Genomic DNA, 14515 nt, shown 5'->3' with positions numbered 1-14515 from the left:
CGGCGAATTACCTTTTCGGATAGCCGTCAGTCCTCTTTTTTCAGCGTAGCATAAATTCGCCGATATCCATAATAGCGATGATTCGATTCAAAAATATCCTTGATTTTCTCTTTGACATGGCAGTATTTATCCTGCTTCTTTGCGCGCTTTTGCTTGTAATAATAGCTGCTGCACGGGCAGTGTAATGCGGACAGAAGTTCCGGCAGCGAATACTTATTTTTCAGGGCATCGATAATCGCTGCTTTCTCTTGGTTCCGGAGAGCTGTCTGATCGATGCCGGGGGCTTTTTTTAATACATTGATCGTTTCCTTTAAAATATCAATCTGCATCTGCATTTCCTGCACCTGCGCTTTAAGCTCAGCAATATCCTCTGTAGCCGAGAATGTTCCGGGTACGAGTTCCTCGCGAGGATCATCTGACGGATTCATGAGTGCAACCAGTCCTCTCTGGAGATACTTTCGGCGCCAGTTATAGATGCTGGCTCTGCTGTAACCGATCTCCTCTGAAACTGATTTTACATCTTCCCCGTGTTCAAAGCAACGGTGAAGCACCTGTAGTTTTACCTCAACCGATGGATGCCGCGGATGATCTGGTGTATTTTCCCCGCGTTTGGTCGATCTGACTTTCTCTGGTTGCCCTTTCTCGGAGATCCATCGATATAGCGTTGCTCGTTCTGGGTAGCCCAGGATGCGTATTGTCTCAGTTACAGAATGGGTTTGCTCATATAATTACAGGGCGCGGACTTTCTTTTCGTATGTGAACAATATACCTATTTCCTCCTTGCGGCCTCTGCTTTGTCCAACTTTTCGTCCGCACCCCCGAGTCCTAACAGCAGCGAATAAAACTTGGCAGTTTCACCTAAATTTTCGGCAGCACTACCAAGTTTTGCTTTGTGATTTCAGTGATACTGCCAGATGCTCTGTGCTTGACATTAACCAATCCGTTGCGTTATAATTTTTATGCAAAGTTTATTAGCCGAATCGGGGGCGTAGCTCAGCTGGGAGAGCGTTTGACTGGCAGTCAAGAGGTCATGGGTTCGATCCCCACCGTCTCCACCATATTAGACAAAACCCGTGTATAACTTAAGTTATACACGGGTTTTGTCATTTTTGACACCAAAGAAGACCAATTAACCTTGCTGACTGTGCAGAATGACAGTACGAAAGAAAACAATATCTTCTATATTCCTATGTTTTGCCTCTCGGGTGAGGCGGCAGCATAGTAATTCTTATTTTTTAGGAGGGGCAAAACATGAGAATACCATATGGTTTTACTTTGACCAGTAGCGGGACACTTGAAATCAATAGGAGTGAAGCAAATGTTGTGCGTCTGATTTTTGATTTCTATATGGCAGGAGCAAGTTTGGGAAAGGTCGTGGATATGCTTCATGCAAAACAAATATCTTCTCCGATCGGAAAAGCAAAATGGACTCAGCTGCGGTAGATCATCTTCTTTCTAATGGTAAATACATAGCTGTTATTGGCATGGAGAAGTTCATGGATGCACAGTTTGAGAAGTCTGCCCGCTGCAATGTTGATTACGATAAGGAAGGAACACCAAGGAAAGGCACACGCTATGTTTCCCCTGCCGTGATTCAGATTTGATTTATCTTTCATATTTCTACAAGTTATGCTACAATAGCCTCAAGAGGTGAGGCGTGTGGCAAGGAAAATCAGCATGATAGATTTAGCTGGCATTGGAAATTTGTTGGAATACCTTGTGGGAGCGGATAATATCACCTGCGAGGAACGAGATCGAATTATACTGCGAATCACAAAGGAAAATGATATTGCTGAATATACGCTCTCCGCTCTCGCTGGCTATGGCAAGAGTAAGAGTGAGGTATTGGAAAGTGTTGCACGGAGAAAGAACTCGGTATCACAGGACAAGAAGCAAGATGAGAGTTATATTTCTCTTACCGAGATTGCTCGAGCACATAGTGAGGATGCTCCAGGATATGTGATTCAGAGTTGGTTGCGAAGTGGAAACACCTTAGCCTTCCTCAACCTGTGGGAACAGGAAAATAATCCTGATTACAGCGAAGCCGGTTATGAGGAGCTTTTAGAAAAGAAGAAAGCCGCTTCTTTTACATTGATACCAAAGCTGTGGATCGACCGAACAAAGGCAATCGGCATTGTTTCTAAGCAAGGTAAAGCCAGAGGAACATTTGCTCATCCGATGATTGCTTGCGAGTTTGCTTCATGGATTGCACCAGAGTTTAAGATGCTATTGATTAAGTTATCTTTGGGGAGGACGCACCTAAAGTAACAATTTGAATCATGTATAGAAATTGACGGATGATGCGCATAAGCCATTCAATTCATCAATAAAATATTCCTTAAAATTATAGAGAGGAAACTTGAATTATGAGTAACTCTATTCTTTATTATCCGACAATTGAGTTTCGCCACGAAGATTATCAATGGCTCTGGAATGCAGCTCTTTTTGCGGATAAAATATATAGAATTGTGCCCCCTGGATATGAATTGAATGAACCGCAAAATATTAGAGAGTTGTGTTCTACCGGCGAAATTGGAATCCCACTATCTCCTGTTCCGTATTCAAAAGAAGCGAGTGAAGAATTTTCGAAGTTTATGGATGAGAATCATAGAAAAGCAGCTGCGCTTTCGCTGATTGAGGATGATGAAACAGAATATATCCGAATTCATTCTTCAAAAATGGATGTCAAACTCTTGCAGGATATTTTCTTCAAGCTAAAACATATTGACGAGGATGAAAACTGGCTGTATGCAAGCCCCCACACTGTGAACTTCTATATGACCTTTTTAGCAAATCACATTGCAAAAAAGAATTCACTATCTTTGTGGACCAGAAATCAAGAGTTGTGGACAACATCAACCTACTTTTTATACGGAGGAGCTCTTCAGGATGATTATCGACCGGGGAAAGAATACATTGAACCGAGCACCGAAGCATTAGTATCGATTATGATTCCAGATATTTTTCCACAAGATCTTTTGCATGTTCCTCCCACAGATATTCTTCGTTTTCGTGAAAAGCGAAAAGATGAGCGCAATCAATTTTTGAATGCCATTAAAACTCTTCGCAATGAGCTGGCTCAAGCAGATGCTCCTGAAGTGATAGAGGCAATTATTAATGATGAAAAGAAAAAAATTGATTCTGCAGCGAATGAATATAGAAAAAGTATGGATATTTTAAGGGTTGCTAAGTTTGGTGGTATATTGACAACTGTAATTACTGTAGCTGCGGATGTATTGGGGTATTGTAGTAATTTCCATGATTTATATAAAGGCGCAATTGAGTCTTCCGGCTTGTGGGCCGGAATCTTGACTGGGATTTTTGAGAAAAGAGTAGGGAACATTAATAATCCATATACTTACTTAGCACAAATCAAGTCTATTTTTTCGTATTATCCAGGAGCCTCCAAACTCTTTGGAGGGCAACCGCAAATTGCAAAGTATAACTATACTTTATACCGCGGATTTGAGGAATTTATAAACGATTAGTTAATATGTCTGGAGTAACATAGAAATTCACATAAAGCTTGCTGTATGATATTTAAAACAGAACTTTTTTCTTCTTTTTAGCCAAGAGAAAACTCCGCACTATCTAAAGGTAGTGACCAGATGGAATTCATTGTTCGAGAATGTCCCAACAATGGTATACTTGGTGGACCGTTCGAGAAAACGATTACAGCCTATATAGGCCAACAACATAGTTTAGCAGAGATTTCCATAGAGCAATTTGGTGAACGTATCATTACGGTTCATACTGTAGAGGATGCCTCCATATACGACCTTCATCATTTATACTTTGATTTGAAGCGTCTAATAATGCTAATGGATGGGCAGTTTTATCCAATCACATCGGTTACTCGGGATGGAGTCGAAATCACCACAAGCATTCAGAAAAAGTTGCTTCCTAATTATTTTTCTGCTGATTTTATGATTGGAGAAAATAACCGTTTGATTAATTTTGATGAGGTGCTTTCCGAAACACTTTTTTCAAATTGGTGTCTGATTCAAGAGGAATTAGATATTGTTCACAATACGGCTTTATATTGCCTTTCCAGAGTTGAAATGCCTGTGGACATGAAATGTGCTTTCCTAATTGAAGCCTTTATTGGTGTGGGCGAGATTATTCAGAGCAAAAAGAGCGAATTTGTTTTGCCAAAAAGGAAGAGTCGTGAGGAGTCCCAATTAGGTTTGGATCTTAAATATATAATAAGCCATTATGGGCAAGAAATTTTTCGGGGTGAGTACCAAAAAGACTTGGAAGGTTTTGTGCAAATATTAGTAAATAGTAGGAATCGAATTGCTCACATTAAAAGTAAGCAGAATAGAAAATTCTTGAATGGTGATGAGAGTGTGCTTTACCTACACAAGCTTTCACTCATGTATAGAATTATTTTATTAGATTTGCTCGATATTCCACTAAACCGATACAAGGAGAGATTGTCTAATCGTATTGAAACTATAAATTGCTGGTGGGCAGATAGATGCGACCAATGATTTTCTCTGCAAATTGAGGTTTGGACCGATATCTATAGTGTTTCGCTATTACACGTCGGAGCAAGCTTTATATCGCTTGCTCCGACTTTTTTATCAAAAAAGTCAGAGCGCACTCATTCCGCTGCTCCTCCTTTTCAAGCCGCAAACGCTCCGCTGGTTTGCGGCTTGATGAGATGGGGCTTTGGATTGGTGCATCTTTTTCGTCAACATAGTTCATACAAAACAGGGACAAGAGATAAAACCTCTTGTCCCTGTTTTGCTTTATCTTACCCGGAAATACCAAACAGCTGTCTGCCGTTTTCGGTTGTAATCCGTTCAACCTCTGCGGCACTCATGCCCTTGATTTCCGCGATAGTCTCAGCCATGCGATGCACATACAGCGAGGAATTACGGCGGCCGCGAAACGGCTCGGGTGCCATGTAGGGCGAATCGGTCTCGATCATCAATCGCTCAATCGGCACTTCACGAATGACTTCCTTCGCTTTTTTAGCATTTTTGAACGTGATAACACCGGTGAATGACAGATAATACCCGAGTTTCAGCAGTTCGCGTGCCATTTCGACGTGACCGGCATAGCAATGGTACACGCCGATCACATCCGGATACCGACGAGTGATCTCCATGCTGTCGGCGTGCGCATCGCGGTCATGCACGATGACAGGGAGGTGCAGTGCACGCGCCAGCTCCATTTGGCGGGCAAATACAACCTGCTGCCGCGCACGCGCACGCTCGTCTTTTTCCCAGTAATAGTCAAGACCAATTTCACCGATGGCGCGGATCTTGCTTTCATTCTGTGCCAGTGCGCGGATGGTCTCCAGGTCAGCCTCCCAGCCGTCCTCGATGTTTTCCGGGTGAATACCGACCGCCGCATATACAAATGGATATTTATTCGCGTAGCTGACCGCTTTGCGCGAGCTTTCCACATCACAGCCGGGATTGAGAATCAGGCCGACATTGTTCTCGGGCATGGAAGCCAGCAGCGTATCGCGGTCCTCGTCGAACCGTTCATCGTCATAGTGTGCATGTGTATCAAAAAGCATAGTAAACCTTCCTCAAATCCAGCCGAAATGCCTGCAGGCGTTCCAAAGTCCGTCCTTATCTACGTCTGTCGTGATGTAATCCGCCTTCTCCTTGAGCGCGGCGCGGGCATTGCCCATCGCAATCGATAACCATCCCTGACCGAACATGCAGATGTCGTTCATGCCGTCGCCAAACACCACAATATCATCATCTGGAATGGATAAAAGCTGCTGAAAATAGCGAATACCTCGCTGCTTTTCCTTCGGCTCAACGAAAATCACATGGGGATTGTACCGCACAAGCGGCAGACCGCCTGCGTCAATATGATTCTCCTCATCAGGCGTGCAGACGTAGTAAACCTTGTACAGATGCTCCAGCCTGTGATAATCAAAATGCGGGTCCCACAGAACAGGGAAGTAGTTCTCCGGTGCATACGGAAGATAATTTTTATCCGTTGTTACGCATAGTTTCTCATTCTCCGGCGACACCGCCCACGGAATACCGGCCTGCTCGAGCCGCTCGATCAGCGCAATGCAGTCGGCCGCCGGCAGCGACTCCATCTCGACAATTTCGCCGTTGTGCGTTACGCTCCAGCCGCCGTCCGCTACAATGTCCGTGAAGCCGTAGCGCGCGGCAACGGCTGCTGCAGATGCCTGCAGCCGTCCGGTCGCAATGGCGGTAAAGTGGCCGTTCGCACGAAGCTGCGCCAGTGCCTTTACTGCGCTTTCCGGCATCATGGTGGTGAGACCGGTGGAAAGCGTGCCGTCAATATCAAAAAAGAAGTATTTTTTGTGCATGTAAAACCCTCAATAACAGAGTGAAGAGTGGAGGGTGCAGAGAACATAAATCTCCACTCTTCACTCTCCACTCTGTTCTTAAGGCAACACCGCACAATTAAAGCGGCGGCTCCTTGTGCAGGCTCCGATCGCACTGCCGCGGTGCTTTGCGGAAATTTTGTGTCCTGACTTTGGCTTCGGTTCCTTGCGCGAGTTCCGTCCGCGCTGCCGAAGTTTCACGGTAATACATCAAGTATTACCGCAAAACTGTGCCTCGTCAGTACGCAAAATTTACTCGCAAATCACTCTTGTTCAATTATGCGGTATTGCCTTAACTCTTTTGCTTAAAATATATCACAGAATCATAAACAGCGTGCCTGCCGCAATCAGAATGCCGCCGATCACACCCTTGACCGTCACGGTCTCGTGCAGGACAACAAACGCCAGAATCATCGTGATAACAACGCTCAGCTTGTCGATCGGAGCCACACGGCTGGCCTCGCCCATCTGCAGGGCCTTGTAGTAAAACAGCCACGAACCACCGGTCGCCAGTCCGGACAGGGTAAGAAATACCCAGCTTTTGGCGCCGATTGCGCTTACGCCGCCCTGTTTTCCCAGCAGGAAGACCATGCCCCATGCCATCACGAGCACCACAGCGGTTCGGATAGCAGTAGCAAGCGTGCTGTCCACGTTTTCCACGCCGATTTTGGCTAAAATCGTTGTCAGTGCGGCAAATACCGCAGAGAGCAACGCATAAATGATCCACATTGCATTTCGCCCTCTTGTCATAATTTTCGCTTCCTAAATTGTTGATTGTAGTGTGTGCGAAATTATACATGGGATAACACATCTGTTAACCCATTCGTAGGGCGGGCTGCCCTCAGCCCGCCGTTGCAACCGAGTGTTCCCGTTTATGTGCGGCGGGGTGAGGGCACCCCCCTGCGGAATCCGTTGTAAAGTGTGTTTATTTTAGCACAGCTTGGCGCCAGCCGGAATGCTGTCGTCCAGCATGAGCAGGTTGAGCTTTTCGTCCTTTTCGGCGGAGAGCAGCATGCCGTTGGACTCCTGACCCATCATCTTGCGCGGCGGCAGGTTGGTAACGGCAACGACCGTCTTGCCGACCAGCTCCTCCGGCTTGTAATACTTGGCAATACCGGACAGAATCTGACGCGGCGTGCCCGAGCCGTCATCCAGCTGGAACTTGAGCAGCTTATTGCTCTTCTTGACGTTCTCGCATGCGAGCACCTTGCAGACCGTCATATCGACCTTGCAGAAATCGTCAAACGGGATATCCGGCAGGAACTCAACTGCAGGCTTCTGCTCTGCCTCGGCAGCCTTCTTTTCCTCCTCGATCTCAGCGAGCTTCTTCGGAATGTCGATGCGCTCGAACAGGATGGAGGCTTCGCCGACCGGCTGACCCGGCTGCATGCCGTCAAACGAAGTCAGGCTCTCAACGCCCTTGTTTTCAACACCCAGCTGTGCGAAAATCTTGTCGGCGGTGTCCGGCAGATACGGCTTCAGCTCAACAGCGGCAAAGCGGATCGCTTCGAGCAGGTTGTACAGCACCGTGCCCAGACGCGCCTGCTTGCTCTCGTCCTTGGCGAGCGCCCACGGCATGGTCTCGTCGATATACTTGTTGGAGCGACGCAGCAGTGCAAATACCTCGTCGATGGCATCTGCAACGTGCAGGGTGTCCATCTTCTTCTCAACAGCCGCCGGCAGACCGAGTGCGACTGCCTTCAGCTCGTCATCAAGTGCTTCCGGTGCGGTCGGCGCCGGAACAATGCCGCCGAAATACTTCTTGGTCATGGCAATCGTGCGGTTGACCAGATTGCCGAGCACATTTGCCAGATCAGAGTTAATGCGCTCGCAGATCAGCTCGTAGGAGAGCACACCGTCATTTGCGAACGGCATCTCGTGCAGAACGTAGTAGCGGATGGCATCCACACCGAACAGGCGAACCAGATCGTCCGCATAGATAACGTTGCCGAGCGACTTGGACATCTTGCCGTCGCCGACCAGCAGCCACGGATGACCGAATACCTGCTTCGGCAGCGGCTCGCCGAGCGCCATCAGGAAGATCGGCCAGTAGATGGTGTGGAAGCGGATGATATCCTTGCCGATCAGGTGCACATCAGCCGGCCAGAACTTCTTGTAGTGCTCATCGTGGTTGCCGTCCGGATCGTAGCCGCAGAAGGTGATATAGTTGGTAAGTGCATCCAGCCAAACATAAACAACATGGCCCGGGTCAAAGTCTACCGGAATGCCCCAGCTGAACGAGGTGCGGGAAACGCACAGGTCCTGCAGACCCGGCTTGAGGAAGTTGTTTACCATCTCGTTCTTACGGCTCTCCGGCTGGATGAACTCGGGGTGCTCCTCGATGTGCTTCATCAGGCGGTCGGCGTACTTGCTCATGCGGAAGAAGTATGCTTCCTCCTCGGCGTCTACGCACGGGCGGCCGCAGTCCGGGCAGCAGCCGTCCTTCAGCTGGCTCTCGGTCCAGAAGGACTCACACGGCTTGCAGTATTTGCCCTTGTACGCGCCCTTGTAAATATCGCCCTGATCATACAGCTTTTTGAAGATCTTCTGCACCTTTTTCTCGTGCATCGGGTCGGTGGTGCGGATGAACTTGTCATAGGTGGTGTTCATCAGATCCCAGATGGTCTTAACCTCACCGGCAATCTTGTCAACGTGCTGCTGCGGCGTGATGCCGGCTGCCTCGGCCTTCTCCTGAATCTTCTGACCATGCTCGTCCGTGCCGGTCTGGAAATAAACGTCGTAACCGGTCATGCGCTTGTAGCGTGCGATAGCGTCGGCCAGCACGATCTCGTAGGTGTTGCCGATGTGCGGCTTCGCCGAGGTATAGGCAATCGCCGTTGAGATATAATAGGGTTTCTTGTCCATTCGTGTATTCTCTCCTTACATATATAAATATGTTTTATGCGTGACAGCAGGAAACAGGGAACAAAAAATCCTCCGTTCCTGCAATGGCCTGTATTTTGCCACTGCAAGGACGGAGGACAAACCTTCCGTGTTACCACCTTGCTTTACGCCTTCCTCGCGGAAAGGCGCCTCAGCGGGTAGGATGCTACCCATCGTCCTCGATAACGGCAGGACTTTGCCGCCGCAGCCTTGCATACTATTACAAAGTAAGCTCAGTGCGAAGCTCCAAGACCATGTTCGGCAGTGCCCTCCGCGTTCCGCTTTCACCGCCCGGAACTCGCTTTGACGTACTTCACTGCGTACTCTTCTCTTCACAGCTTTTAACAGATGTGCTCAGGAAAACAGCGTTTTCCTGTATACAGTGTTATTTTACTATATTGGAGAAGGTTTGTCAAATCTGTTTGCGGTGCAGTATGCCCGGCGCTGCCTTAAAAAAAGTCTTGACAACAGCGGCTCAGAGGTCTAATATAAAAACATATTGATAAAGGTGATGAACGGGTAAAGTAATTGTCACCCCTGTCCGCAGAGAGCTGCCGGTTGGTGTAAGGCAGCGTCAGGAAGCAGTGAAACTCGCCCGGGAGCTGTCCGCTGAAAGTCCTTCGGACCGGTAGGAGGGAACGGATACCCACCGTTACAGGGGAGCGCATTGTCAGATGTGCATAGAGGGGTCGCACCATACTGCGGCAACAAGAGTGGTACCGCGGAGCTTTCGCTTCGTCTCTTAATGATTGGATTAAGGGACGGAGCTTTTTTTGTCCCTGTAAACCCGGTAAAATTCTGAATAGGAGAGGACAAGATACCATGGGAAGAACAGTTAAGATTTTTGATACGACGCTGCGTGACGGTGAGCAGTCTCCCGGCTGCAGCATGAACCTGAATGAGAAGATCGAGGTTGCAAAGCAGCTCGAAGCCCTCAAGGTTGATATCATTGAAGCAGGCTTTGCGGCTGCTTCTCCCGGCGATGCTGCTGCCATCGCAGCAATCGCTGATACCGTGCGCGGCGCTACCATCTGCTCGCTGGCACGCTGCCGTGAGCAGGACATCGAGGCGGCATGGAACTCCATCCGCCGTGCAGAGTCTGCCCGCATTCACACCTTCCTGGCAACCAGCCCGGTACACATGGAGTACAAGCTGAAGATGACGCCGGATGAGGTGCTGGAATCCGTAGCGCACAACGTTGCGTTCGCCAAGAAGTTCTGTTCGGACATCGAGTTCTCCGCCGAGGACGCAACCCGCTCCGACCTCGACTTCCTGTGCCGCGTCGTTGAAACCGCCATCAAGGCCGGTGCTACTACCATCAACATTCCGGATACCGTCGGCTACATGATCCCGCAGGAGTACGCATCCCGCATCAAGTACCTGCGTGAGCACACCGAGGGTATCGAGAACGTAATCCTGTCCTGCCACATGCACAACGACCTCGGCATGGCAGTTGCAAACTCTCTGGCAGGCGTTGAAGCCGGTATTGACCAGATCGAGTGCACCATCAATGGCATCGGCGAGCGTGCCGGCAACGCCTCCATGGAGGAGTGCGTTATGGCGCTCAAGACCCGTGCCGATCACTTCGGTATCGGCTGCAACATCGAGACCACCCAGATCTACCGCGCAAGCCGCATGATCCAGACCATTACCGGCGTTGCTGTTGCACCGACCAAGCCGATCATCGGTGCAAATGCGTTCGCACACGAGGCGGGCATCCACCAGCACGGCGTAATGGCCAACAAGGAAACCTACGAGATCATGACTCCGGAATCCGTCGGTATCCCGAAGAACGCGATTGTGCTTGGCAAGCACTCCGGCCGTCACGCCTTCGAGGAGCGTCTGCATGAGCTGGGTTACACGCTCGACCATGAGAAGCTCGAAAAGGCATTCGAGAAGTTCAAGGTTCTGGCCGACAAAAAGAAGGTCATCAAGGACCGCGACCTCGAGGGTCTGATCGGTGCTGTTCCGGTTTCCGGTGAGGAGCGCTACACGCTCGACCGCTTTGTCATCAACTCTGGCAACACCATTACCTCTACCGCTGTTATCCGTGTCAAGAAGGGCGACGAGATGTTCGAGCGCGCTGCCGCTTCCGACGGCCCGATCAACGCATCGTTCCATGCGATCGACAAGATCATCGGCAAGAGCATCGAACTGGAAGATTACTCGCTGCGCGCACTGACCGACGGCGAGGATGCACAGAGCGAGGCTATCGTCAAGATCCGCGTAGACGGCAGCAACGAGGTTGTTACCGGCCGCGGCGTATCGGTTGACGTTATGGAAGCGTCCATCAAGGCGTACATCAACGGCATTAACAAGTATTTTAACGACTAATTCAGCAGGAGGAACGCTGTTATGGGTATGACAATGACGCAGAAGATCCTCGCAAAGCATGCGGGTCTGGAAAGCGTAACGGCAGGTCAGCTGATCGAGGCAAACGTAGATCTCACGCTGGCAAACGATATCACCGGTCCGGTTGCCATCCGAGAGATGGAGAAGGCGGGCTTCGATAAGGTGTTCGACAACACCAAGATCGCGCTCGTAATGGACCACTTTGCACCGAACAAGGATATTAAGTCCGCAGAGCAGTGCCTCGAATGCCGCGAGTTCTCCAAGAAGTACAACATCGTCAACTTCTTCGACGTTGGCGCAATGGGTATCGAGCACGCGCTGCTGCCGGAAAAAGGTCTGACCGCTCCCGGTGAGCTTATCATCGGCGCGGACAGCCACACCTGCACCTACGGTGCACTGGGCGCATTCTCGACCGGCGTCGGTTCTACCGATCTCGCCGCAGGCATGGCGACCGGCAAGGCGTGGTTCAAGGTGCCGAGCGCAATCAAGTTTGTGCTCACCGGCAAGCTGAACCCGTGGGTATCCGGCAAGGACGTCATCCTGCACATCATCGGCAAGATCGGCGTGGACGGCGCTCTGTACAAGTCGATGGAGTTCGTTGGCGAGGGCGCACACGCGCTGTCCATGGACGACCGCTTCACCATCTGCAACATGGCGATCGAGGCCGGTGCGAAGAACGGCATCTTCCCGGTAGACGACAAGACGATGGACTACATCAAGAGCCGCGTAAACCGCGAGGTTACCGCATTCGAGGCCGACGCTGACGCCGAGTACGAGCAGACCATCGAAATCGACCTGTCTGCACTTCGTCCGACCATTGCGTGCCCGCATCTGCCGGAGAACACCAAGACCATTGACGACCTCGGTCATATTGAGGTTCAGCAGTCGGTCATCGGTTCATGCACCAACGGCCGCATCGACGATATGCGCGTTGCAGCCGAAATTCTCAAGGGCCGCAAGGTAAATCCGAATGTGCGCACCATCATCATCCCCGCAACACAGGAAGTTTACCTGCAGTGCATCGAGGAGGGTCTGACCAAGATCTTCATTCAGGCTGGCGCTATCGTTTCCACACCGACCTGCGGCCCGTGCCTCGGCGGTCATATGGGTATCCTGGCGCACGGTGAGAAGGCGGTTTCCACCACCAACCGCAACTTTGTAGGCCGTATGGGTCATATCACCTCGGAAATTTATCTGGCAAGCCCGGCCGTCGCTGCCGCAAGTGCGGTAGCAGGCTATATCTGTGCACCGGACGACCTGAAGTAAGGGAGGAAACACATACCATGAACGCAAAAGGCAAGGTTTTCAAGTACGGCGATAATGTCGATACCGATGTTATCATCCCCGCACGTTATCTGAATATCGCAGACCCGAAGGAGCTGTCCACCCACGCAATGGAGGACATCGACGCGGATTTCGTGAAGAATATGCACCCGGGCGACATCGTTGTTGCGACCCGCAACTTCGGCTGCGGCTCCTCCCGTGAGCACGCACCGCTCGTTCTCCGTGAGAACGGCGTTTCCTGCGTTATCGCGTCCTCGTTCGCGCGTATCTTCTACCGCAACGCCATCAACATCGGTCTGCCCATCCTCGAGTGCGAGGCAGCGGCGAACGGCATTGATGCAGGCGACGAGGTAGAAGTAGACTTCGACACCGGCGTGATCACCGACGTTACCAAGGGCGAGAGCTGGCAGGCAGCTGCATTCCCGCCGTTTATCCAGAACATCATCAAGGCAGGCGGCCTGCTCAAGTCGCTCAAGGAGAGAGAGGCATAATCCCATGGAATACAATATTGCTGTTGTCAAGGGCGATGGCATCGGCCCGGAGATCGTATCCGAGGCTATGCTCGTGCTCGATAAGGTCGGCGAAAAGTTCGGCCACAAGTTTGGTTTTCAGGAAGTCCTCGCAGGCGGCTGCTCGATCGACAAGAACGGCATCCCGCTGACCGATGAGACCATCGAGATCTGCAAGAATGCGGATTCCGTGCTGCTCGGCGCGGTAGGCGGTCCGAAGTGGGACGATGTGCCGAGTGCCAAGCGTCCGGAGAAGGCACTGCTCGGTCTGCGCGCCGCACTGGGCCTGTTCGTCAACCTGCGTCCGGCGCAGATGCACAAGGCACTTGCGGATGCGTGCCCGATCAAGCCTGAGATCATCGGTGACGGCTTCGACATTCTCGTTTGCCGTGAGCTGACCGGCGACGTTTACTTCGGCAAGCACTACCGCCGCGAGAGCGACAAGGGCTGGGGCGAGACCGGCGCGGACGACATGAACTACTCGGTTTATGAGGTAGAGCGCATCGGCCGCCGTGCTTTTGAGATGGCGATGAAGCGCAATAAAAAGGTCTGCTCGATAGACAAGGCAAACGTGCTCGAAACCAGCCGCGTATGGCGCGAAACCATGCACCGCATCAAGGACGAGTACCCGGAGGTCGAGTACACCGATATGTATGTTGACAACTGCGCGATGCAGCTCGTCCGCAATCCGGGTCAGTTCGATGTTATCGTAACCGGCAACCTGTTCGGCGATATTCTGTCCGATGAGGCTTCCATGATCACCGGCTCTATCGGTATGCTGCCGTCCGCCTCGATGAATGAGAGCGGCAAGGGTATGTATGAGCCTATCCACGGCTCCGCGCCGGACATCGCGGGCAAGGGCATTGCGAACCCGATCGCGACCATCCTGTCGTGCGCGATGATGCTGCGCTACTCGTTCGGCCTCAAGGACGAGGCAGACGCCATCGAAACCGCTGTTGAGAATGTCCTCAACGCAGGTCACCGCACCGCGGACATCGCCGCAAAGGGTGAGAAGGTACTGTCCACCTCCGAGATGGGTGCACTGATCCGCGAACAGCTTTAATTGTGCGGTGTTGCCTTAAGAATAATCAGGAATGAGTAATCCGTAATTACTCCGTGAATTTTTCCTATCAAGAAACCCGGTTGCGATTAGGCTGCA

The 14515-nt window shown here is 50.7% G+C and carries 12 protein-coding genes, 1 tRNA gene, 2 pseudogenes and 1 other annotated feature; of the genes and pseudogenes, 9 read left to right on the top strand and 6 right to left on the bottom strand.

The window, feature by feature from the left end:
* Positions 1 to 89, bottom strand: a pseudogene (locus tag DW806_RS16100) (IS3 family transposase); the annotation flags it as partial.
* Between the two features lie 342 nt (positions 90 to 431).
* Positions 432 to 650: pseudogene (locus DW806_RS16095) on the bottom strand (transposase); the annotation flags it as partial.
* A gap of 332 nt (positions 651 to 982) precedes the next feature.
* On the opposite strand from DW806_RS16095, the gene DW806_RS10260 reads away from it, so the two are divergent.
* From DW806_RS10260 to DW806_RS10235, 5 genes are all read left to right on the top strand, one after another.
* Positions 983 to 1058: transfer RNA gene (locus tag DW806_RS10260), tRNA-Ala, on the top strand.
* A 193-nt stretch (positions 1059 to 1251) separates the two neighbouring features.
* Complete coding sequence (locus DW806_RS10255) at positions 1252 to 1443, top strand: recombinase family protein (protein WP_118729883.1); 192 nt, start codon at positions 1252 to 1254, stop codon at positions 1441 to 1443.
* 216 nt (positions 1444 to 1659) lie between these two features.
* On the top strand, positions 1660 to 2268 hold the full coding sequence (locus tag DW806_RS10245; RefSeq protein ID WP_243022709.1) for a KilA-N domain-containing protein: 609 nt from the start codon (positions 1660 to 1662) through the stop codon (positions 2266 to 2268).
* A gap of 98 nt (positions 2269 to 2366) precedes the next feature.
* A complete protein-coding gene (locus DW806_RS10240) occupies positions 2367 to 3488 on the top strand; it encodes a hypothetical protein (RefSeq protein ID WP_118729881.1) in 1122 nt (373 codons plus the stop codon).
* Between the two features lie 120 nt (positions 3489 to 3608).
* Positions 3609 to 4493, top strand: coding sequence for a HEPN domain-containing protein (locus DW806_RS10235; protein WP_118729880.1), 885 nt, complete (start codon positions 3609 to 3611; stop codon positions 4491 to 4493).
* Positions 4494 to 4759: 266 nt separating this feature from the next.
* On the opposite strand, the gene DW806_RS10230 is transcribed toward DW806_RS10235, so the two are convergent.
* The 4 genes from DW806_RS10230 to metG all read right to left on the bottom strand — a co-directional run bounded on the left by DW806_RS10230 (position 4760) and on the right by metG (position 9193).
* On the bottom strand, positions 4760 to 5533 hold the full coding sequence (locus DW806_RS10230; protein WP_118729879.1) for a TatD family hydrolase: 774 nt from the start codon (positions 5531 to 5533) through the stop codon (positions 4760 to 4762).
* 12 nt (positions 5534 to 5545) lie between these two features.
* Entirely contained in the window at positions 5546 to 6310 is a 765-nt protein-coding gene (locus DW806_RS10225; protein ID WP_118729878.1) for an HAD hydrolase family protein, read from the bottom strand.
* A 333-nt stretch (positions 6311 to 6643) separates the two neighbouring features.
* Positions 6644 to 7057 (bottom strand): EamA family transporter, encoded by a 414-nt coding sequence (locus tag DW806_RS10220; RefSeq protein ID WP_117488099.1) that lies wholly within the window; start codon positions 7055 to 7057, stop codon positions 6644 to 6646.
* A gap of 201 nt (positions 7058 to 7258) precedes the next feature.
* Positions 7259 to 9193 (bottom strand): methionine--tRNA ligase, encoded by a 1935-nt coding sequence (gene metG, locus DW806_RS10215; RefSeq protein WP_116704918.1) that lies wholly within the window; start codon positions 9191 to 9193, stop codon positions 7259 to 7261.
* Between the two features lie 520 nt (positions 9194 to 9713).
* Positions 9714 to 9957 (top strand) — a binding site (T-box leader).
* Between the two features lie 76 nt (positions 9958 to 10033).
* Between metG and DW806_RS10210 the strand changes: the two genes are divergently transcribed.
* Genes DW806_RS10210 through leuB form a run of 4 tightly spaced genes read left to right on the top strand, consistent with a single transcriptional unit; the run spans position 10034 to position 14419 of the window.
* Positions 10034 to 11545, top strand: coding sequence for a 2-isopropylmalate synthase (locus tag DW806_RS10210; RefSeq protein ID WP_118729877.1), 1512 nt, complete (start codon positions 10034 to 10036; stop codon positions 11543 to 11545).
* 21 nt (positions 11546 to 11566) lie between these two features.
* Positions 11567 to 12829 carry a 3-isopropylmalate dehydratase large subunit gene (gene leuC, locus DW806_RS10205; RefSeq protein ID WP_199677298.1) on the top strand — a complete coding sequence of 421 codons (1263 nt, stop codon included), beginning with the start codon at positions 11567 to 11569 and terminating at the stop codon, positions 12827 to 12829.
* Positions 12830 to 12846: 17 nt separating this feature from the next.
* Positions 12847 to 13338 (top strand): 3-isopropylmalate dehydratase small subunit, encoded by a 492-nt coding sequence (leuD, locus tag DW806_RS10200; protein ID WP_110436813.1) that lies wholly within the window; start codon positions 12847 to 12849, stop codon positions 13336 to 13338.
* A gap of 4 nt (positions 13339 to 13342) precedes the next feature.
* On the top strand, positions 13343 to 14419 hold the full coding sequence (gene leuB, locus DW806_RS10195; RefSeq protein ID WP_118564182.1) for a 3-isopropylmalate dehydrogenase: 1077 nt from the start codon (positions 13343 to 13345) through the stop codon (positions 14417 to 14419).
* The last annotated feature ends 96 nt before the right edge of the window (positions 14420 to 14515 follow it).

The organism is Butyricicoccus sp. AM32-19 (assembly GCF_003480365.1).
GTDB lineage: Bacteria > Bacillota > Clostridia > Oscillospirales > Butyricicoccaceae > Agathobaculum > Agathobaculum butyriciproducens.
Note: the sequence above shows the minus strand (reverse complement) of the source record. Positions and strands in the feature narration are given on the sequence as shown.

Bases quoted from the DNA above. Each gene is read 5' to 3' on its own strand.
- DW806_RS10255 (WP_118729883.1), top strand. From the start codon at position 1,252: ATGAGAATACCATATGGTTTTACTTTGACCAGTAGCGGGACACTTGAA.
- DW806_RS10220 (WP_117488099.1), bottom strand. From the start codon at position 7,057: ATGTGGATCATTTATGCGTTGCTCTCTGCGGTATTTGCCGCACTGACA.
- DW806_RS10240 (WP_118729881.1), top strand. From the start codon at position 2,367: ATGAGTAACTCTATTCTTTATTATCCGACAATTGAGTTTCGCCACGAA.
- DW806_RS10225 (WP_118729878.1), bottom strand. From the start codon at position 6,310: ATGCACAAAAAATACTTCTTTTTTGATATTGACGGCACGCTTTCCACC.
- DW806_RS10210 (WP_118729877.1), top strand. From the start codon at position 10,034: ATGGGAAGAACAGTTAAGATTTTTGATACGACGCTGCGTGACGGTGAG.
- metG (WP_116704918.1), bottom strand. From the start codon at position 9,193: ATGGACAAGAAACCCTATTATATCTCAACGGCGATTGCCTATACCTCG.
- DW806_RS10230 (WP_118729879.1), bottom strand. From the start codon at position 5,533: ATGCTTTTTGATACACATGCACACTATGACGATGAACGGTTCGACGAG.
- DW806_RS10235 (WP_118729880.1), top strand. From the start codon at position 3,609: ATGGAATTCATTGTTCGAGAATGTCCCAACAATGGTATACTTGGTGGA.
- leuD (WP_110436813.1), top strand. From the start codon at position 12,847: ATGAACGCAAAAGGCAAGGTTTTCAAGTACGGCGATAATGTCGATACC.
- leuB (WP_118564182.1), top strand. From the start codon at position 13,343: ATGGAATACAATATTGCTGTTGTCAAGGGCGATGGCATCGGCCCGGAG.
- leuC (WP_199677298.1), top strand. From the start codon at position 11,567: ATGGGTATGACAATGACGCAGAAGATCCTCGCAAAGCATGCGGGTCTG.